The sequence below is a fragment of the Pseudoalteromonas sp. SG41-1 genome (assembly GCF_014164575.1).
Taxonomy (GTDB): domain Bacteria; phylum Pseudomonadota; class Gammaproteobacteria; order Enterobacterales; family Alteromonadaceae; genus Pseudoalteromonas; species Pseudoalteromonas rhizosphaerae.
Map to the genome: position 1 here is coordinate 42,913 of NZ_JACJFL010000012.1, position 19,167 is coordinate 62,079.

General features: G+C 40.8%; 21 protein-coding genes. 12 read left to right on the top strand and 9 right to left on the bottom strand.

Translation table 11 applies throughout. The features are described from left to right. Positions 1-98: 98 nt before the first annotated feature. A complete protein-coding gene (locus H5203_RS09515) occupies positions 99-905 on the top strand; it encodes an alpha/beta hydrolase (protein WP_259401933.1) in 807 nt (268 codons plus the stop codon). A gap of 241 nt (positions 906-1,146) precedes the next feature. On the opposite strand, the gene H5203_RS09520 is transcribed toward H5203_RS09515, so the two are convergent. From H5203_RS09520 to H5203_RS09535, 4 genes are all read right to left on the bottom strand, one after another. Continuing rightward, positions 1,147-1,356: a cold-shock protein gene (locus H5203_RS09520; RefSeq protein ID WP_016706518.1), complete on the bottom strand. Its 210-nt coding sequence runs from the start codon at positions 1,354-1,356 to the stop codon at positions 1,147-1,149. Positions 1,357-1,541: 185 nt separating this feature from the next. Then, a complete protein-coding gene (locus tag H5203_RS09525; RefSeq protein ID WP_145238950.1) occupies positions 1,542-1,751 on the bottom strand; it encodes a cold-shock protein in 210 nt (69 codons plus the stop codon). Positions 1,752-2,195: 444 nt separating this feature from the next. Next, positions 2,196-2,645, bottom strand: a complete 450-nt coding sequence (locus H5203_RS09530) for a GyrI-like domain-containing protein (RefSeq protein WP_145238947.1) — start codon at positions 2,643-2,645, stop codon at positions 2,196-2,198. Positions 2,646-2,787: 142 nt separating this feature from the next. Next, positions 2,788-3,657: a LysR family transcriptional regulator gene (locus tag H5203_RS09535; protein WP_145238944.1), complete on the bottom strand. Its 870-nt coding sequence runs from the start codon at positions 3,655-3,657 to the stop codon at positions 2,788-2,790. A 103-nt stretch (positions 3,658-3,760) separates the two neighbouring features. On the opposite strand from H5203_RS09535, the gene H5203_RS09540 reads away from it, so the two are divergent. After that, complete coding sequence (locus H5203_RS09540; RefSeq protein ID WP_145238939.1) at positions 3,761-4,261, top strand: lactoylglutathione lyase family protein; 501 nt, start codon at positions 3,761-3,763, stop codon at positions 4,259-4,261. Between the two features lie 126 nt (positions 4,262-4,387). Here the strand turns inward: H5203_RS09540 and H5203_RS09545 are convergent, their stop codons facing one another. Genes H5203_RS09545 through H5203_RS09560 form a run of 4 tightly spaced genes read right to left on the bottom strand, consistent with a single transcriptional unit; the run spans position 4,388 to position 7,762 of the window. After that, positions 4,388-5,122: a HugZ family protein gene (locus H5203_RS09545; protein WP_182717315.1), complete on the bottom strand. Its 735-nt coding sequence runs from the start codon at positions 5,120-5,122 to the stop codon at positions 4,388-4,390. Next, positions 5,119-5,910: a heme ABC transporter ATP-binding protein gene (locus tag H5203_RS09550; protein WP_259398248.1), complete on the bottom strand. Its 792-nt coding sequence runs from the start codon at positions 5,908-5,910 to the stop codon at positions 5,119-5,121. The genes H5203_RS09545 and H5203_RS09550 overlap by 4 nt, the downstream gene beginning before the upstream one ends. Next, positions 5,910-6,956, bottom strand: a complete 1,047-nt coding sequence (locus H5203_RS09555) for an iron ABC transporter permease (RefSeq protein ID WP_145238934.1) — start codon at positions 6,954-6,956, stop codon at positions 5,910-5,912. Before H5203_RS09555 ends, H5203_RS09550 begins: the two co-directional genes overlap by 1 nt. After that, positions 6,953-7,762: a hemin ABC transporter substrate-binding protein gene (locus tag H5203_RS09560; protein WP_182819648.1), complete on the bottom strand. Its 810-nt coding sequence runs from the start codon at positions 7,760-7,762 to the stop codon at positions 6,953-6,955. The genes H5203_RS09555 and H5203_RS09560 overlap by 4 nt, the downstream gene beginning before the upstream one ends. Positions 7,763-7,905: 143 nt before the next feature. Here H5203_RS09560 and H5203_RS09565 point away from each other — a divergent pair, with 143 nt between their 5' ends. The 10 genes from H5203_RS09565 (at position 7,906) to H5203_RS09610 (ending at position 17,788) form a co-directional block, all read left to right on the top strand. Next, positions 7,906-9,987, top strand: coding sequence for a TonB-dependent hemoglobin/transferrin/lactoferrin family receptor (locus tag H5203_RS09565; RefSeq protein WP_182819649.1), 2,082 nt, complete (start codon positions 7,906-7,908; stop codon positions 9,985-9,987). 361 nt (positions 9,988-10,348) lie between these two features. Next, positions 10,349-10,969: a fused MFS/spermidine synthase gene (locus tag H5203_RS09570; RefSeq protein ID WP_145238924.1), complete on the top strand. Its 621-nt coding sequence runs from the start codon at positions 10,349-10,351 to the stop codon at positions 10,967-10,969. Then, positions 10,962-11,846 carry a spermidine synthase gene (locus H5203_RS09575; protein WP_149980333.1) on the top strand — a complete coding sequence of 295 codons (885 nt, stop codon included), beginning with the start codon at positions 10,962-10,964 and terminating at the stop codon, positions 11,844-11,846. The genes H5203_RS09570 and H5203_RS09575 overlap by 8 nt, the downstream gene beginning before the upstream one ends. A gap of 295 nt (positions 11,847-12,141) precedes the next feature. Then, entirely contained in the window at positions 12,142-12,615 is a 474-nt protein-coding gene (locus tag H5203_RS09580) for a TlpA disulfide reductase family protein (RefSeq protein WP_182819660.1), read from the top strand. 9 nt (positions 12,616-12,624) lie between these two features. Beyond that, on the top strand, positions 12,625-12,846 hold the full coding sequence (locus H5203_RS09585) for a DUF4266 domain-containing protein (RefSeq protein WP_182819661.1): 222 nt from the start codon (positions 12,625-12,627) through the stop codon (positions 12,844-12,846). Further along, on the top strand, positions 12,837-14,141 hold the full coding sequence (locus tag H5203_RS09590) for a DUF3570 domain-containing protein (protein WP_182819650.1): 1,305 nt from the start codon (positions 12,837-12,839) through the stop codon (positions 14,139-14,141). The genes H5203_RS09585 and H5203_RS09590 overlap by 10 nt, the downstream gene beginning before the upstream one ends. A gap of 24 nt (positions 14,142-14,165) precedes the next feature. Continuing rightward, positions 14,166-15,059: an FAD:protein FMN transferase gene (locus H5203_RS09595; protein ID WP_310736552.1), complete on the top strand. Its 894-nt coding sequence runs from the start codon at positions 14,166-14,168 to the stop codon at positions 15,057-15,059. 131 nt (positions 15,060-15,190) lie between these two features. Further along, positions 15,191-15,667 (top strand): MarR family winged helix-turn-helix transcriptional regulator, encoded by a 477-nt coding sequence (locus H5203_RS09600; RefSeq protein ID WP_145238912.1) that lies wholly within the window; start codon positions 15,191-15,193, stop codon positions 15,665-15,667. A gap of 3 nt (positions 15,668-15,670) precedes the next feature. Beyond that, complete coding sequence (locus tag H5203_RS09605) at positions 15,671-16,732, top strand: HlyD family secretion protein (RefSeq protein ID WP_182819651.1); 1,062 nt, start codon at positions 15,671-15,673, stop codon at positions 16,730-16,732. Between the two features lie 12 nt (positions 16,733-16,744). After that, positions 16,745-17,788 carry a DUF2955 domain-containing protein gene (locus H5203_RS09610; RefSeq protein ID WP_145238906.1) on the top strand — a complete coding sequence of 348 codons (1,044 nt, stop codon included), beginning with the start codon at positions 16,745-16,747 and terminating at the stop codon, positions 17,786-17,788. A gap of 158 nt (positions 17,789-17,946) precedes the next feature. On the opposite strand, the gene H5203_RS09615 is transcribed toward H5203_RS09610, so the two are convergent. Continuing rightward, a complete protein-coding gene (locus H5203_RS09615) occupies positions 17,947-19,104 on the bottom strand; it encodes a benzoate/H(+) symporter BenE family transporter (protein ID WP_182757826.1) in 1,158 nt (385 codons plus the stop codon). Positions 19,105-19,167: the final 63 nt, after the last annotated feature.

Sequence of the window (19,167 nt, forward strand, 5' to 3'; positions counted from 1 at the left end):
CGTATATTGAGTTATTTGATAAGCTGTCTGAATTAATTATAAAAAAGAGTTATTAATTAAAAATGGTTAATTTGAAGTGTTTAGTTTGCTTTCTTATTTTGTTTTCAACTTTTAGCAGCGTTGCTGAGCAATCGTTTGAAATCCCCAGAAGTGCGGTTATAGAGCTTACCGATCAGCAGGCAAAGCTTAGCTATCCTTTATTTATAAAGCTCCCGCGCAGTTACAGTCGAAATAAAGATAAAACATACCCTGTTGTTTACCTCCTTGATGGCTCGTATGCGTTTCAAGTGGCATCCGGGGCGACGCATTTTGCTATGAACAGTGGCGCCATGAATGAAGCAATACTCGTTGCAATTGGTTATTCGCAAGGCTCTAAAGGGTCATCAAGCCGTATTAGAGATTACACACCAAGTAAAGCAAATGATTGGCAGCTCGAAACGGGTAAGGCCGAGCAACATGCTGCTTTTATTCGTGATAATGTGTTTGCTTATATGCAAAGTAATTACCGTGTGACCTCTAACCAACGTACTTTAGTAGGTAATTCATTGGGGGGCTTATTTGCTGCTCATGTACTTTTTACCCAGCCTAATATGTTTGAAAGTTACATTATTGGTAGCCCGTCGGTGTGGTTTGATAATGAGAGCATAATATCTCAGCCGATTACTAAAGCTAAGCAAGACGTTAGGGTTTACTTATCGGTAGGTAGTAAAGAAACACCTGAATTTGGCGAAGGGCAAGATATGATAACTGGAGCTAATAAGTTAGCGAGTAAAATACGTCAAGGGGATGCTAAAAATATACAGCTTGAGTTTTCTATCATTGAAGGAGCAAAGCATGCGACGGCATTTCCAACCACGCTGATCCAAGGTTTAGATTGGCTATACGCAAAACAGCGCAGATATTAATACCAATCGACTTAAATATTTAGCCTTTCTAGCGTGCTAAATAAAGCGCTAACGGCGTTATAAATTTCATGTAGAACAACCACTTATCAAAAAAATATCAAAATTTATGCCTTGTTATCACTCTATTTATCCGTCGCTATAAACTACCAATAACTTAACACGATTGGTATAAAAAAACCCACTGATAAATTAATATCAGTGGGTTTTTAATACGTTAAAACGTATTAACTAAAACAATCGTTTAGATACAAACGATGTTTTCAGCTTGTGGGCCTTTTTGACCTTGAGTAACAGTAAACTGTACACGTTGGCCTTCAGCTAGAGTTTTGAAGCCGTCACCGCTGATAGCGCTGAAATGAGCGAAAACGTCAGGACCTGACTCTTGCTCGATAAAACCAAAACCTTTTGCTTCGTTGAAAAATTTAACTGTACCAGTTGTAGTTGTAGACATAATAGATATCCTAGATATTAATAAAAGTGTGCCTAAAATCAGGCGGTTTAGCTGAAAAAACAAGTATTTAACTGAGGATAACGCGATGAATTATTACTAATAACAACGTGGTACGTACAAATAAACAGAATTTCTTTCAAACTTATAGTGCATTAACGGGTTATTACTAACCCATTAATTAAAAATTAGATGCTAACGATATTTTCAGCTTGCGGGCCTTTTTGACCTTGAGTAACAGTAAACTGTACACGTTGGCCTTCAGCTAGAGTCTTAAAGCCATCGCTTGAGATTGCGCTGAAATGAGCAAAAACGTCAGGGCCTGACTCTTGTTCAATAAAACCAAAACCTTTAGCTTCGTTAAACCATTTTACTGAACCAGTTGTTGTATTAGACATAATAGTATCCTAAGAATTAATAAAAGTGTGCCTTAATTTAGGCAATTTAACAGGAAGAAAACAAGCATTTAACTGAGGATAGCGCGAAGGATTATTACTAATAACAACGTGGTACTTACAAATAAACAGGGCTTTCTATCAACCCGATGCAGAGCAGGATAACAGTAACTTAAACCATATAACAAGCTTTATTTACTTTTCTTTTTAAAGCCAAGTTAATTTTGTGAACATATATTGATTAAATAAGAAGAGTCGTAGCCATGCTTACCGTCTCTGCATTCGCTTTGTTAAAGTGATCTAGGTATGGAGTGTAGACTTATTTTTAGTGGGATTAAATTTAGTTGAATGAGATAATATTTTTAATTGGGGAAGTGCGAAATCCCACACTCCCCCCCACGAAAAAAAGGAACTCAGCGCTCATTTGAACAGCGACAGACTCCTTATTTATTCAGCAATTGCGATCGCTATTTCTACTTCAGTTGCGGTTTTATAATATTCATAGTCGCTGGTATAAGTACGAGTGTAACGACAATCATCTGAGCTAAAGTATTGCCAAATTTCACCCCATAAATCAATTATAGCGTCGGGCATTTCGCCTTCGCCACTAAAGACTAAATAACTCCCTGCGTGCGTTGTAACTGTTACTGAATCACGAAGGTTAATTGATTGCTCATCGCTACAGGCAATGACATCAAAATCACCGGTCACATCGCTCTCGTAGTTAGTGTAAACACCAAAGACTTTACTGTCTTTTGTGAGTTTTGAGGTATATTTTTCGCCAAATTTTTGCCAAAGCTCAGCTATCTTTGCTGTGCCAGTATTCATTTCATTGGCATTGCATGTTCTTACTTTTAAGCCGGTTAAGGTCTTACTTGCTAGCTGTTTTACTTCCATTGAGACTATCCTTTAGCATTAATACTCAGTATTAACTTAACAGAAAAAGCATGAAGTATTTAATAAATACGCTATAAAAAGGGTTTATTTTTTGTTGGTGACTAAACCTTTTGTTGCAACGACTTCACTTTTTTGCAAACAGTTACAGCCCAGCTTTGATCACCTCGAGCACTTTACTCATTCGTTTTGCCAAAGGCCGATTACGGTGATAACACACATAAATAGATTCGCTGATCGGGTGCTGTAATGGATGGACGTTAATCAACTGTGGTTTACTAAATGCACTCACAGCATGTGCCGGTAGCACAGTAAAACCTAGACCAAGGCTGACAGGTTCAAGAATTAAATTAATTTGGTTTGAAAAACCAGAGCGCTTTATTTGATCAAGGTGTTCAAATTCCGCGTAGTTTTCGCTTAACAATAATTGCGCATGATGTTTTGCATCAGGGTGAGCAATGAAGCCAAGTTCGCATAAGTTTTGCCAGCTTGGAGTTTGGTAACCGGTTGGTGTAATTAATAATAGTGCATCTTGGCCGATTTTATGGCTGGTAACCTCGCTGAGTGTTGGGGCTTGAGTTAAAAAACCAATATCAGCATTGTGATTAGCAACGGCCTGTTCCACGCTTTCGTTTGGGGCAAAGCGATAATCAATAGTGAGTGCTTTATGTTGCCCTTGTAAATCAAGTAATTGATTATAAAACTTAAGCCCGCAACTGCCTGGTGATTGAATCTTTATATTGCCACTGTAGGGTGAGTCGTCATGCAGTTGTTGCTCTAAAAACTGCCACTCTTTTAGTAACTGGCTTCCTTTTTGATATAAGCCTTGCCCTTGTGCGGTAAGGGTAAACTGCTTGCCATGGCGTTCAAGCAATGCGCAATTAACCTGCTGCTCTAACTTTTTAATGTGTTGGCTTACGCCTGACTGGGTCATATAAAGGCGTTCTGCAGTTTGGGTAAAGTGATTTACTTCCACCAAGGTGCAAAAGGTATGTAACCATGTAGGATTTATCATTATAAAACGTACTCAAAATGATGATTAATGATAATTTTACTTAATACAGGTCGGTTCGTAAACTAACTCCATCAACTAAGCATAGTTAAACAGGAGCATTATTATGAGTCATACCTATCCACGTAGTTTTTCGCACATTGGAATTTCGGTCCCCGATGTTGAAAAAGCCGTTGAGTTTTACACCAAAGTAATGGGTTGGTACACCATTATGAAGCCGACTTTAATTACCGAAGACAAAAGCCCAATAGGCGAAATGTGTACTGAAGTATTTGGTGAACAATGGGAAAAATTTAAAATAGCGCACCTTTCAACAGGTGATCGTATTGGTGTAGAAATTTTTGAGTTTAAAAATCAAGAAAACCCAGCTGACAACTTTGAATACTGGAAAACCGGTATATTCCATTTTTGTGTTCAAGATCCAGATGTAGAAGGCCTTGCTGAGCGTATTGTTGAAGCTGGCGGTAAAAAGCGTATGGAAGCACCCCGTTACTACTACCCAGGTGAAAAACCGTATCGCATGATCTACATGGAAGACCCGTTTGGTAACATTCTCGAGATTTACAGCCACAGTTATGAGCTTATTTACAGCGCAGGTGCATACTAAATTAATTGGCATCAGTGTTAAATTGTAACAGCCGCAGCTTAGTTACTGCGACCTCTGATACCGAAAATGCACTACTGGGTTAGTAGTGCTAAGCGTTATAACCACACATGTGATTTATTTGTTTTCTTATGCTGGCTCTTCTATGCTATTGCGAGCATTTGTGGTTAAGGCAACAAGCGCTTTTCGCACTGCTTGTGGTGTCTCGCACACGTTTTCAAAGCTAATAAAATAATTACGTTGTTGGCTTTGAATATAAAACCCCTGTGGCAGTATGCCACTCATAACCGGTGCATTATCTGATACGCAATAATGCTGAGCTAATATTAGAGCCATTGCATTTTGATGATCTTCATTCATGTGGGTGATCATGCTTTGTTCTTGATCTTCGTCCCAGCTTTTAGCAGCGCTTTGCCACTCATCTTTTTCAAGCCAAAATATTTTCCCAAAACCGCCAATAAAGCGAACTCGCACAACATCTAATTGCCATAATTTAAAGTCGTGGGCGTTCCGATAACTGTCAGCTTCTGGGTATAACGCTATGTATTTGTTAAGCAGTATTTCGGCCTGAGGGCCTGCAACTTCACAACCATCGCCCACCAATGTGACTCGGCCATGCTCGTTTTGGTCGCCACGGTCAGCGGCATCAAAAATAGTTAAGCTCATACGAGAATCGTGCTTTAAGTTTTTAGTGTGTTGGGCTATATCGCTAATAAAAAAGTAGATGCGGCCTTGCTCATCACACATATAAGGGGTTACCGAACCAAACGGATAACCTCTTAAGTTGTAAGAAATAGTCGACATAACACCAGCATGGGTTTTAAAAACCAGCTTTTGTGCATCGCTTAATGCTTGCTCTCTCATGAAAACTCCTGACGTTGAGAAAAAACCATGGGTGCATTGTTATATGGATGAGAATTAACATGCAGTTTCATGGCGTACATTTGTTGTAAATTAGATTCTGTAAGTACTGTGTTTATTGGCCCGCTATCGAGTACTTTTTGATCGTGTAATAAAATAGCGTTGGTTGCGTAAAGGCTGGCCAAATTTAAATCGTGAATAGCTATAATGGCACTGTTACCCTGCTCTACAAATGCTTTAACACAACTCAATAGAGCATGTTGATGGCGCATATCTAGTGCTGATGTAGGTTCATCAAGCAGCATCAATTTAGGCTTGGTATGAGTAGAAAAAGCATCTAATTGAGCCAAAGTACGCGCCATATGAACGCGCTGTTGCTCACCGCCTGAAAGCTTACTGACACGGCGGGATAAGTACTGGGTTAAGTCCATGAGTGCGGCATACTTGTGGACTTTTTCAGCTTGCATTTTAAGAGACTCGGCATAGGGGTAGCGTCCCATTGCAATGAGCTCAAATACACTAAAATCAAAGCCAACAAGATTGCTTTGCATCATTACTGCTCGTTGAGTGGCTAAGTGTGCTTGAGACAATGTACTCAGAGGATAATTGTTAAACCGTACTTCGCCTTTAAAGTCATAATGCCCGGCTAAAGCATGCAGCAGTGTTGATTTTCCTGCGCCATTTTCGCCTATCAGTGCTACTAGTTGAGCTTTTGCAATGTGCCCACTTATGTTTTTTAAAACACTGTGATTGCCAAAACCAACACTTAGGTTATTAAAAGTAATCATCATTACCCTCGCTTAGTTTTAATGATCAGATAAATAAACAAAGGTGCGCCAAGTAGCGCGGTAATAATACCAATGGGTAACTCTGCAGGCATAACAACTAAACGTGCTAACCAGTCAGAAAGCAGCAGCACAACAACGCCTAATAACATGCACAGCGGTAACATTTTACGTAAATGCGGGCCAACCATTAAACGGGCAATGTGTGGCACAACTAAGCCAACAAAACCTATCAAGCCAGTAAGGGCTACAACGGCACCAACACCTAATGCCACGAGTATAATTACATACAGTTTAAGCTTGTCTGTGTTGACACCTAAATACTGTGCTTGAGACTCGCCAATCAATAGTAAGTTCATCGGTTCTTTGAGTCGCCACAGACCAAGAATACTCAGTAGCAATAATGGTGTTGCTTGAGTTATTGCATCCCAATTGGCACCACCTAATGAGCCCATCGTCCAGTAGTTAATTAATCTAAGCGCACTATCGTCAGCGAAATAGCTTAATAAGCCAATAACAGCAAAGGATAAAGAATTGATCGCAACCCCCACTAAAATTAGTGTGGTTATATTGACCTGCCTATGCTGCTTAGCAATTAAATACACTAAAGAGGTCACTAACAATGCTCCTAAAAATGCGGCATAAGGTAAATAGTATTGAGCATTAAAATTAAACTGGGCGCTAAATGCTATAAAGGCGACCGCGACCATGGCAGCGCCTGCGCTAATACCAATAATTGATGGATCAGCCAAAGGATTACGACACAAAGCTTGCGTTGCAGCGCCAGTTTGGGCAAGCACTAAGCCAACCAATACAGCTAGTACAAATCGAGGTAGACGTATTTGCGTGACCACATTGATTTGCAGCGCATCAAATTGATTAAAATACTCTGGGGCAATCCATGCGATGGCTAAACGCCAATCCCAGCCTGCGGGGCCATATCCTATGCTCAGTAGTGCTAGAGCAAAAATACACACAGTAATTAGCAGCATCCACTTTTGGTTTGCAGTTATAGAAACAGGCTTAAAACGGCTCAAAGTTAATGTGTTCATAAGGTAGCTTTATAGTCGCTTAATTCTTTAATACCGGTGGCTATGCGCGGCGACATTCCCAGTGATAGCAGGCTATCCATCACCAATAATCGGCACTGCTTTGCAGCTGTTAATAAGCGCAGTGTTGGTTGATTACAAAAAGCCTCTTTACCGCCAAGGCTATAAACAACATGGGCTGGTGCGATTAAAAAATCGGGCTGTTTTACGGCAAGTACTTCGTTATTTATTACTTTAAAACCTTTGTGCGTAGCGCCTAAATTAGTCACTCCAGCATAATCAAGTAATAAGTCAGCAACCGTGTCAGTGCCCGCAGCAACAAGCCCGCGCTCATTAGCTGAGAGTAAAAATAAAGCGCTGTGTGTTTCGGTGCTCGCTTTTGGAGGTAATGAATTTTTTATTTGTGCTACGAGGGCTTGAGCTTTGTCGTTCGCATTTAAGTCTTTACCAAGGCGTTTAACAAGATTTAGTAAGTCATTAATTGAGTTGGGTTTTTTATAGTGGATAAGCTCTACACCAGTGGCTTCTATTTGTGCAAGCGCTTGTGCTCGTCCTGCTCCTTCAAGTGCTAAGAGTTTAGTTGGGCGCACCGAAAGTACACCTTCTGCGGCTAAATCACGGTAATAACCAATTTGATCGAGCTGTGTCGCTTGTTTTGGATATAGGCTCGATTGATCCACCGCGACAAGGGTATCTTGCTTATCTAAGGCAAAAATAATTTCAGTTAATGTACCGCCAGCACTCACTATACGCTCCTGCGCGCTTAGGGGGGGAACAGTCAATAAAATCAATATAAAAAGGTATCTCATAAAAAAACTCCAATCATTATTTTCGATTATTATACTCAACTAAATGCAAATGAAAATGATTATCATAAATAATTGATCTTGTTTTTAGTTAGTTGTAACATCCCTCCCCTACTAAATAACAACAATTATCATTTGGAGTTAATGTGAATTTTCCTTCTTTTCAACTTACTGCTTTAGCAACGTTACTACTTGGTTCGGGCTCTGCCATTGCCGAGGAGATAATTGGTGAGCATATTGTTGTCAGCGGTTCTCGGTTTGAACAAAAACTTGAAGACGTAACAGGCTCTGTAACTGTGATTACAGAGCAAGACATAGAACGTAAATTGGCTGTTGATTTACAAACAATGTTTCGTTATGACCCCAGTATATCAAGCACGGGCAGTGGCTCTGCGGCTCAAACGCTTTCAATTAGAGGAGTCGGTGGTAACCGCGTGGTGTTTATTAAAGATGGCCGTCGAACTAACGATGGTTATGCTGGCGGAGACGGCTATTTGGTTGGTCGTAGCTATTTTGATGTCGCTGGGATAAAGCAAGTTGAAGTCGCCAAGGGAGCCGCGTCTTCATTGTATGGTTCAGATGCACTGGGTGGTATTGTGGTGATCACCACTAAAGATCCGAGCGATTATTTATTAAACGAAAATAGTTTTGCTCAAGTGGCGCTTGGATATCAGGGTCAGAGTAATCAAATGTCGGTAGATATTACTGCGGCTAAAGATTTGGGAGATTTAGGTGTTAGTGCCGTTTATAGCCACCGAGATAGCGAAGAAGTACAAAACTTTACTGAAAACCTACCTGGTTATGATGCTAAGTCAGATTCGTTATTGGTTAAACTAGAGCAGCAACTTGATGAAAAGCGCACGTTAAAATACACCTTAGATTATTTTAATCAAACTACTGAACAAGTAATCACCAAAGCGAGCCAAGAAACTAAAGACGAAAATACTAATTGGTCGCTAGCGCTGGATTACGACTCAAAAGCGGCCACAGCAGCGTTTGATCAATGGCATTGGCAAGTATCGTTTAGTCGTTATGAGCAGCAAAGTGATCAAATTAGTGCTACAGCAGCGCATACCGATTACAACAACTATGGCTTTGAACAAGATATTTTAGGGTTAAGGGCTGTATTTAATAAAAAAATAGCCTTACAAGATGCGACCCACAACTTTGTTTATGGTGCTGACGTAGATATATACGATACAACACGTCCACGTTATAAAACACGCTTATTGGCTGATGGAACAGTCGATTTTACAGATCAAAAACAAAAAGCTTTTCCTGGCGCTGATACCTCTTTAGTGGGCGTTTTTATGCAAGACAATATTAAATTTGCAAATAGCGCGTGGTCTTTGATTGCAGGTGTACGCTTTGATTATTATTCATTAGCAGCTAAAGATGATGAGCTTTATAGCGATGCTGAGCTTGATGACATTACCGAATCTGCGTTTTCACCAAAACTTGGGATGATTTATCAAGTTAATGATAATTTATCATGGTATGGGCAATATGTACGTGGTTTTAAAATTCCCCCGCATGATCAAGCGTATCAAAGCCATGGTGTTGAACCATTTTATCAAATATTACCAAACGCAGATTTAGCACCCGAAAGCAGCGACTCATATGAGCTTGGCATGCGCTTTTCTGGTAATGATATCAACGTTACTTTAAGCGCATTTTACGCCGCTTATGATGACTTTATTGATGTTGCAATTGCAGCTGTTGAGCCAACGTTCATACCGAATGTAAATAAAACTTTTTACCAATACCAAAATATTAGTGAAACACAGATCAGCGGTGTTGAAGCGAGCTTGTTGATGCATGTAAGCGATAATGTTTTAGTTGAGGCAAATGTTGCATATGTTGAAGGCGAAAACAAAGAAACAGACGAGCCGTTAACCAGTATCAGTCCATTAAACGGTTCAATACAATTAACAACAGCACTTGGCGATATTGATTGGACCGCAGCATGGCGCTTTGCTAAATCACAGTCTGATGTAGTGCGAGATGCAAGTGGTGATAAAACAACGCAAGGATATGGTTACGGTATTGTGGATTTATACGCAAGTTATGAATGGCAAACATGGCAGCTAAATATTGGTGTAATTAACCTGCTAGATAAAAAATATGTACCCTTTGAACTGATTGCAGGGCAATCTCAGGGGGCTGATTTTAGCCAATATACCCAGCCCGGGCGTAACTTTTCTGCCCGCGTAAGTTATCAGTTTTAAAAGGTAATCAACGCTGCGCGTAAGTGCAGCGTTTTAACCTTACTGCTTTTTTACTTATTCATTGAGCCTTTGCCTAGATGATATAAAAGAGTCGTGGTTTTAAAGTTAATAAAGGCTGTAAAGGGGGTTAACAGTTACTAAACAACACGCATCATATTTGCGCATTAATACTTTTGCAGGCTAGCGAAATTAATCCCTATTCTCTGATGGCTGACTTTATGTTGCCCCATAACTAAAGTGAGACTGTCTTGGTTTATAAAAGTAGCTGTGAGTTATGTTGGCTCGATTAATTATTACACTGGCGGCTATGTTTACATCACGTTAGTATAGTGCTTCAAATAAGTTACAAAATGATAATTACATGACTTTAAAAACCAATGCTTTAATTTATTTTTTAGCCTTTAGTAGCGGCTTTAGTATTATGGGAATAGAATTACTTGGCGGGCGAATTTTAGCGCCTTTTTTTGGTAGTAGTGTGCATATTTGGGGCAGTATTATTACTGTGTTTATGCTCAGCTTATCGTTTGGCTATTTATTGGGAGGAAAGCTTTCAATTCGCCAGCCTTCGTTAACCAAATACGGTTTAATATTTTTAGTTGCCAGTATTATGGTGCTGCCCATTGCATTATTTGCCCAGCCAATTATGGCGTATATTTTTTCTCACATAGAAGACAGCCGTTATGGCTCGTTATTGGCCTCTACAGCGTTGTTTTTTGTCCCTACTATTATTTTAGGCATGATTTCGCCTTACTCTGTGCGTTTATTAGTGACCGATAGCGAGCACAGCGGCCAAGTTGCTGGCGGCTTGTATTTTGTCAGCACCTTAGGCAGTGCCTTAGGGACTATTATTACCTCGTTTTACATGGTGCTAGCGTTTGATGTGAATACCATTATTTTGGGTTTCGCGACGACATTAGGGCTATTAGGTTTATTGGCAATTGGCGTAAATCAATTAGCTAACAAGGAGAAACACAATGTTTAAGTATTTGCTCGTGACCTTACTGTTAATTGGGTTTAGCAGCCAAGCTAAGGTGATCCATCAAGAGCGGTCGCTTTATCGTAATATTTTAGTTGAAGAGACCGGCGATTTACGCTGTTTAAAGTTTGACGAAAAAGCCCGTAAAAGCAGTCAAAGTTGCATATATAAAAGCAACCCACAAAAGCTAGTGTTTAATTATACCAAACTCACTTTTGCCAGTTTACTACTGATAGACAATCCAAAAAATGTACTTATTATCGGGCTTGGCGGCGGCACCTTATCAAATGTGATCAGCGAGCTATACCCTGACGCCATGATTGAAAATGTTGAAATTGATCCCGCAGTTATAAAAGTGGCGCGTGATTATTTTGCTTTTAAAGAGAACGATAAAGTCACTTCGAAAGTTCAAGATGGGCGTATTTTTATTAAACGCGCAGCAATCCAACAAGCCAAGTATGACTGGATTATTCTTGATGCATTTAATGGTGATTACATCCCTGAGCATTTACTTACTAAAGAGTTTTTTGCGGAAGTGAAAAGTGTACTGGCTGATGGTGGCGTAGTAGCGGCAAATACCTTTTCATCAAGCAAACTTTATGAGCATGAATCTGCCACTTATGAAGCGGTATTTGGTGACTTTATTAATGTGAGCACTGAGAAAAATAGTAATCGAATTATTTTAGCTGGCTTTAATAAATTTCCAAGTCCTGTGCAGCTAGCACAGCGAATAGAAAAGCTAACCCCGTTATTAGCCCCCTATCGCGTTGATATCAAAGCGGTGAGCGAAGGGATGATTTCGACCAAAGATAATAAAGACTGGCCTAGCGATACAAAAGTACTCACTGATCAGTACTCACCCGCAAACTTACTCAATTTCTAAAGTTTACGCCCATTTGTTACTACACTTAGGCCAGCTTGCTGGCCATCAAAGCTAACTGCTAATTCCCCCTTTTTAAGTTAATACCCGATTAAATTTGTAATCGAATCTTCTCTCATAGATTAGTTTAAGGTTCCTGCTGCTGCAATGATAGATAGTGTGCTTTGAGCGAAAGTTATAGTTAGGCTTGTCTTAAGTATTTCTTAAGAATTGCCTGCTATTGTTAAACTAATTATTTTTCTAGGTATTTTTAGGGGCTTAAAAAGTGGTGATTATTCCTCGATCTGTATCACGGTTTATGCTTGTGACGGCACTTTTTACTGCTATGGTGAGTGCGCCAGTGTTAAGTAAAGAAACCGTTGTGCCAGTTATCTCCAGTCAGCAACAACTAACCGATAAGTTAGCAGAGCTTAAAGGCCAAGTGGTATTTTTAGATTTTTGGGCTTCGTGGTGTACACCTTGTCGTAAGTCTTTTCCTTGGCTTAATGAAATGCAAACAAAATACCAATCGCAAGGCTTTACGGTGTTGGCAGTTAACTTAGATGTTGAGCATCAAGATGCGGTTGATTTTTTAGCACACACTCCTGCTGATTTTCCCATTATTTATGATCCTGATGCACTAATAGGCAAACAATTCGATTTACTCGGTATGCCAAGCAGTTATGTGTATGGCCGTGATGGCAAAATAAAATATCGCCATATTGGCTTTAAGAACAGTAAAAAAGCGCAATACGAGCAAGAAATAACTCAGTTATTAGCCGTTCAGCCTTAAGAGGTAATGATGAAAAAATTAATAAAAAATAGTCTCCTAACGATGTTAATACTATCTGCAACTGGGTGTGTCAGTATTGGCGTAGAACCGTGGCAACGAGATCTATTAGCTAAAGATGAAATGTCACTCAGTGGCGGATTAGATGCTGCGGTTGACGATCATGTTTACTTTAGTAAAGAAGCCTCCAGTGGTGGACGCAGCTTTGGTGGTGGAGGCTGCGGATGCAACTAGTCGACTCACAAACCGAAAAGAACCAAACCAGTAATATTGCTTCAGCACTAGGGCTGGCTGCTTGCGCATTACTAGGCACAGCGCCTGCAGAGGCGCAAATAAACAAAGATTGGCAGTTTGACACCGCTGTGTTGTATTACGGTGAAACAGATCGTGTTATGGCAACAGAGGCGATGATCAACGCCAATAAAGAATTTGCTGACGAGCACTTTTTAAATTTACGGCTCACCTTAGATACATTAACGGGTGCCTCAGCAAATGGCGCGGTAGCACAACCGAATGTACAAACATTTACCCGTCCTTCAGGCAATGGCCAGTATGATATTCAGCCTGGTGAAACACCGCTGGATGATACCTTTCGTGATACGCGTGTACAGCTTAATGCCCAGTGGACTCAACCCTTGGCGCAGGATTATACCGTCAGTGGTGGCGTGCATATTTCAAAAGAGTATGATTATTTATCGTTAGGTGTTAATGGTAACTTAGCCATCGACTTTAATAAAAAGAACACTACTTTGTCGTTGGGCGGCAGTTATTTTAGCGATACCTTTACCCCCGAAGGTGGTATCCCGAAAGCATTTGCATCTATGCCAATTGGTGACAGTGAAAGTGCGGTTTGGGACGACACTTTTAACAATACGCGACGCACAGATCAAGATGATAAAACGACCACCGATTTACTTGTCGGTGTCACGCAAATCATCAACCGTAGAATGCTAATGCAGTTTAACTATTCATATTCAATGGTGGATGGTTACCAAACGGATCCGTTTAAAGTGCTTAGTGTGGTAAATAATGATGGTTTAACACAAGATTATCAATACGAGAACCGCCCTGATGAACGTACCAAGCAAAGCCTATATTGGCAAACCAAATACCATTTTGACAACAGTATTGTTGACCTTTCATATCGTTATATGTGGGATGACTGGGAGATAACATCGCATACGGTTGATTCACGTTGGCGTCTATTACTGGGGGACGACAGTTACCTAGAACCGCATTTTCGCTACTATCAGCAATCGGCGGCAGAGTTCTATCAGCCATTTTTAAATGCAGCAGCGGCTGTACCGCAGTTTGCTAGTGCTGATTATCGTATTGGTGAAATGGATACTTACACGCTGGGTTTAGAATACGGTACTAAGCTTAGTAATGGCCACAGTATGTCGGTACGTGCTGAATATTACACTCAGCAGCCTACCAATAATGGGTTTGAGCAACCTGGTGCGCTGGCATCACTTGATTTATTCCCAAGTGTGGATGCGGTAGTGCTACAATTTAGTTATTCATTCTAACGAGTTATAGGTTAAGTTACTAACGTGGCTGCACAAGCAATATCAATCCATCCGCAAGCCGCTGGTCTAAGTGTAAAATTTAACGCTATGGCCAGCCCTTGTGAATTGTTAGTCGATAGCGTCGATCAGCAGCTTGGCGAGCAACTTGGGCAGCTGGTTGCAAACGAAGTGTGGCGTATTGAACAGAAATACAGTCGTTACAATACTCAAAGTGTTTGCTCTGCTATAAATCAAAGCCAAGGGCTGCCACTTGCCATCGATGACGAAACCTATGCTTTACTTAATTTTGCCAAGCTATGCTTTTATTTAAGCGACGGGCTGTTTGATATTAGCTCGGGTATTTTACGGCGTGTATGGCATTTTGATTGTTCCGACAACCTGCCAACTCCGGCACAAATAAGTGCATTATTGCCTAATATCGGTTTCAACAAAATTGTGTTTGATCAGTCCAGTATTACCTTGCCTAAAGGTATGGAGCTTGATTTTGGAGGGATTGGCAAAGAGTATGCAGTTGATAAATGCATTCAGTTACTCCAAGCACACAGCCCTGTTGCAGCGTTAGTTAATTTAGGGGGCGACTTAGCTGTCACCACTGAGCGTAGTGACGGTCAAGCCTGGCAAATTGGCATTGAACATCCGGGCTTTGTACAACAACAAACTATGGTGGTGTCTTTGCGCAGCGGCGCTCTGGCAACCAGTGGCGATGCTAAGCGTTATTTATTAAAAGACGGCATTCGTTATAGCCATATTCTTAACCCTCGCACTGGCTGTTCGATCACTGATGCGCCGCGCTCAGTTACCGTCGCTGCGCCGCAATGTATACAAGCAGGCATGTTAGCAACTCTGGCCATGCTACAAGGTCGCGATGCGCAGATATTGCTCGATTCACAACCCCTCCCCCATTGGATCATTCGCTAATTTGCTCAACACAGTGATATTAAATCGTTTTTAAAGCCCTCTTTGCCGTTATTTTTTAGATCATTTTGATATTTACTTAGCATGCTAAGTAATGTTAAACTAGTTAGCATGCTAAGTAACTAGGTACTATTATGATTTCATCACCTCCTTTTCATGAAACTTTAGATTTAAGTTTATGCGGTAGCATGGGGCGCGTTTTTCGACTCTGTCGCGATGCCGTTACTCTCGCTGTTGAGCCTTTAGGGTTAACACAATCTCGTTGGACTGCGATGATCCATATCCATCATTTAAAACAAGGTGTTACACAACAAGAACTGGCTAGCAGTTTGGGGATTGAAATGCCTTCACTAACGCGAACAGTTAAACAGTTAGAGCAACAAGCGATTATTGTCCGTCGCATTGACAGCGATGATAAACGTAGTCGTAAAATCTATTTTACTGAGCAAGGGTTACTATTATTAGATGCACTTAAAGACATTATGGCTGAGGTTAAAACACAACTTTATGCAGAACTTACAACGCAGCAGCTTGATACTATGGCCTATGGTTTAGTGCAAATGGAAGCCAATGCTCGACGTTGTATTAGCCACTTTTCTGGAGAGAAATAATTCATGACACCGGATCAGAAATTTGCCCGCTATGTAAAAATATCATTAGTTGGGTTTATTTTATTGTTCGCTTACTTTGTCGTTGCCGATATGTTTTTACCGGTTACTCCGCAAGCGCGCGTATATCACCCTGTAGTACAAGTAACGCCACAAGTAAGTGGCCGCGTGAACCAAGTATTGGTGAATAATAATCAAGCGATTAAAGCGGGTGAAGCGCTATTTTTAATAGAAGCAGCCCCTTTTAAATTAGCACTAGAGCAAGCACAACTGGCTTATGCTGATGCGCAGTTGCAAAACCAGCGCTTAGATAGCAGTGTTAAAGCGATACAGGCTCAGCTAGCCGCTGGAAATGCCAAGCTGCATGAGCAACAGTTGTTATTTGATCGCAGTGAATTGTTATTGAAAAAACGGTCTATTTCGGAGCAAGAGTACGAAACAATTAGCGCTAATTATCAATCAAGTAAAGCGAATGTCGCAGCTATTGAAGCACAGTTAACCGAGGCAAAACTGGCACGTGGGCAATTAGGCGAAGACAACCTAGCATTACGCCATGCGCAAAACCAACTGGCACAAGCGAAACTCAATTTATCATACAGCATAGTGACTGCTGATGCTGATGGTAAAGTCGCAAACTTGCAAGTAAGCACCGGGACATTTGCTAATAAAGGTCAACCGATGTTAGCTATTGTGGCCAATAAAGCTGATTTAGTGGCTGATTTTCGTGAAAAATCGTTAGTTAATATCAAAGTGGGCAGCAAAGCAAAAGTAACGTTTGATGCTCTGCCAGGCCAAGTATTTGCAGCTACAGTGAGCTCTTTTGAAGCTGGCGTAAGTAATGGGCAGCTCAATGCTAATGGCTTATTAAGCAGTACTGAAAGCAGTAATCGCTGGGTTCGTGATGCGCAGCGCCAACGTATTCACATTGATTTAGAGCAAGCACAGCTATTAAGTAAACTACCTAGTGGTGCACGTGCAACAGTGCAGCTACTGCCTGAGTCAGTAATTGGGCAATGGTTTGGTGTCATGCAAATTCGCTTTATCAGTTTACTGCATTACATTTACTAATAAGGCTTTATTATGTCTGCATCAGTCCCTGTAAAACTAGACCAGAATGGCCTTCGGCAAGCGTTGCGTATCGCTGGCGGCAGCGCGTTGGGATTTAGTTTATGTAAATTGATGAATTGGCCAAATGGTATTTTCTTCACCGTTTATCCTATGTTGTTATTAGGATTAGTGCCGATTTTAAATGCACATATCATTCGTCAGTTTTTTGCCAGCGCGGCATTTAGTGGGTTATTTGTATTAATAGTACAGGGTTTATTTTCTCATTTACCAGTGGCGATGACCTTGCTGTGCTTTTTAGCGTTTGCATTTTTGTTTTATCAAATGAGCTGTGGTGCTAACTTTTTGTTTGGTGCTTTAAGTGTCGTTAGTTTATCTATTCAACTGCACTTTTCTAGTTATGTTGGTAATGGCACGAGTATTTATCCGTTGATCATCAGCAATGGTTTAGCAGTCGTAGTGACCGTGTTAGCGGCGGTATTAATGCACTTTGTATTTCCTGATGTTGCACCACGCCAAGGTCGGGTGATGCCAACAAAAGCAAAAGAGAGTATTCGCCACGAAGTACTGTTGTGCGCTACAGTTGCTACACTGTCGTTTGTGATTTTTCAGGTATTTGATTTACAAGATTCAATTTCAGCACAAGCGGCATCGATCTTAATTTTGTTTCCTTTGTGCTGGAAAGCCGCTGGCATGGCTGGCTGGCAACGAGCAATTGGCACATTAATTGGTTGTAATTTAGCGTTAGTATCGCAGCTGTTTTTGTATAATCACACCGATATTCTGATTTTTCCGGCGCTGATCTTGTGGATTTTAACTTTTATATTTAGCCGTTATCATATTTTAGGTGGCGGTATTCCTGGTGTTGGATTTGGGGTTATTACCACATTTGGAATTTTATTTGGTCAGTCTCTCGGACCTGGGCAAGACTTGGTTTACAGTGCGCTTTATCGGTTTTCGTCTGTATCGGTTGCGATAATCGTGAGTTTATGTGCGGTGTATATTATGCATCATATTCTTAATCGGTTTAGTGTCACCCGTCATCATACTTTCGACTAATATAATAACCGCCTTAGTCAGTTCCTTATGCACTAGGGCGGTTATTACTTTGTTATACTAACTGTGTTTAAATAATGATCACTTTAGGCGTGAGTTTATAAACCACTAATTAACACAATCGCTACTCAACGATGCGTTAAGCTGATTTATTGCGAGTGTTATTTTCGCGGGATCAACCATAAAGTCAGCGCGCCTAACAATATCCCCCAAAATGCCGAGCCAATAGAAAATAAAGTAAGATCAGAGGCGGTGACCAAAAAAGTGATCATTGCCGCCTCAGTGTAGTAACTATCAGACAAAGCTTGCTGTAAGCTCGAGGCAATGGTGGTGAATAAAGCAATCCCCGCCAAGGCTAAAATAAGTGCTTGTGGCAAACTTGCCACTAAACCCACTAGAGTCGCTGCTCCAATCGCCATCAGGATATAAAAACCACCGCCCGCGATACTTGCCCAGTAACGCTTTTTAGGGTCGCTGTCGGCATCTTCACTCATGCAAATTGCCGCAGTAATAGCAGCTAAATTAATGGCATAGCCACCAAAAGGGGCAATAAGGATATTACTAAAACCAGTGACATTGAGCGCTGCAGAGACGGGTGCAGGGTAATTATGTGCTTTTAACACTGCAATGCCTGGCAAGTTTTGTGAAGTCATGGTGACGATATAAAGCGGAATACCAACGCTGATCATCGCTTGTAAATTAAATTCAGGAGCGATAAACGCAAACTCGCTCATTTTCCATTGCCAACTGCTGGTATCTATTTGCCCTGTAACGCCAGCCATTACAAACCCAGCAATCAGTACCATAAGCATCGAAAAACGTGGCATTAAACGCTTACAGACTAAATAAACCAGCACCATCGCACCAATTAGCAATGGTTTTTCACCCATAAAGTTAAATACATCTATGCCAAAAGTCACTAAAACACCGCCAAGCATTGCACAAGCAATTTGACTCGGGATACGTTGCATTATTTTTTCAAACCAGCCAGTGATCCCTGATATAAATACCAGTAAAGCACTGAACATAAATGCGCCTACAGCTTGATTTAAACTATAACCTTGGGCACTGGTAATGAGTAAAGCGGCACCGGTTGTTGACCAGGCAATTAAAATTGGGATTTTATAGTAGTACGATAAGCCAATTGAAGTGACACCCATCGCAATACCTAACATAAGTACCCAACTTGCAACGAGCTCCGCTGTGCCACCTAGCACAATAACGACTTGGTAAATAAGTGCGATAGAGCTGGTAAAACCGATGATCACCGCAACTAAGCCCGCAGTTAAACGGTTTAATAGTTGATTTGAGAGTTGCATGTGGTTCCTAAATCGTTGAATTCAATCGTTCTATTTATACACAAATATTACTTTGATGCTAGG

Bases quoted from the DNA above. Each gene is read 5' to 3' on its own strand.
- H5203_RS09530 (WP_145238947.1), bottom strand. From the start codon at position 2,645: ATGGAAGTAAAACAGCTAGCAAGTAAGACCTTAACCGGCTTAAAAGTA.
- H5203_RS09570 (WP_145238924.1), top strand. From the start codon at position 10,349: ATGACTTTAAAAACCAATGCTTTAATTTATTTTTTAGCCTTTAGTAGC.
- H5203_RS09585 (WP_182819661.1), top strand. From the start codon at position 12,625: ATGAAAAAATTAATAAAAAATAGTCTCCTAACGATGTTAATACTATCT.
- H5203_RS09580 (WP_182819660.1), top strand. From the start codon at position 12,142: ATGCTTGTGACGGCACTTTTTACTGCTATGGTGAGTGCGCCAGTGTTA.
- H5203_RS09560 (WP_182819648.1), bottom strand. From the start codon at position 7,762: ATGAGATACCTTTTTATATTGATTTTATTGACTGTTCCCCCCCTAAGC.
- H5203_RS09555 (WP_145238934.1), bottom strand. From the start codon at position 6,956: ATGAACACATTAACTTTGAGCCGTTTTAAGCCTGTTTCTATAACTGCA.
- H5203_RS09610 (WP_145238906.1), top strand. From the start codon at position 16,745: ATGTCTGCATCAGTCCCTGTAAAACTAGACCAGAATGGCCTTCGGCAA.
- H5203_RS09520 (WP_016706518.1), bottom strand. From the start codon at position 1,356: ATGTCTACAACTACAACTGGTACAGTTAAATTTTTCAACGAAGCAAAA.
- H5203_RS09545 (WP_182717315.1), bottom strand. From the start codon at position 5,122: ATGAGAGAGCAAGCATTAAGCGATGCACAAAAGCTGGTTTTTAAAACC.
- H5203_RS09575 (WP_149980333.1), top strand. From the start codon at position 10,962: ATGTTTAAGTATTTGCTCGTGACCTTACTGTTAATTGGGTTTAGCAGC.
- H5203_RS09605 (WP_182819651.1), top strand. From the start codon at position 15,671: ATGACACCGGATCAGAAATTTGCCCGCTATGTAAAAATATCATTAGTT.
- H5203_RS09535 (WP_145238944.1), bottom strand. From the start codon at position 3,657: ATGATAAATCCTACATGGTTACATACCTTTTGCACCTTGGTGGAAGTA.
- H5203_RS09615 (WP_182757826.1), bottom strand. From the start codon at position 19,104: ATGCAACTCTCAAATCAACTATTAAACCGTTTAACTGCGGGCTTAGTT.
- H5203_RS09550 (WP_259398248.1), bottom strand. From the start codon at position 5,910: ATGATGATTACTTTTAATAACCTAAGTGTTGGTTTTGGCAATCACAGT.
- H5203_RS09525 (WP_145238950.1), bottom strand. From the start codon at position 1,751: ATGTCTAATACAACAACTGGTTCAGTAAAATGGTTTAACGAAGCTAAA.
- H5203_RS09590 (WP_182819650.1), top strand. From the start codon at position 12,837: ATGCAACTAGTCGACTCACAAACCGAAAAGAACCAAACCAGTAATATT.
- H5203_RS09540 (WP_145238939.1), top strand. From the start codon at position 3,761: ATGAGTCATACCTATCCACGTAGTTTTTCGCACATTGGAATTTCGGTC.
- H5203_RS09600 (WP_145238912.1), top strand. From the start codon at position 15,191: ATGATTTCATCACCTCCTTTTCATGAAACTTTAGATTTAAGTTTATGC.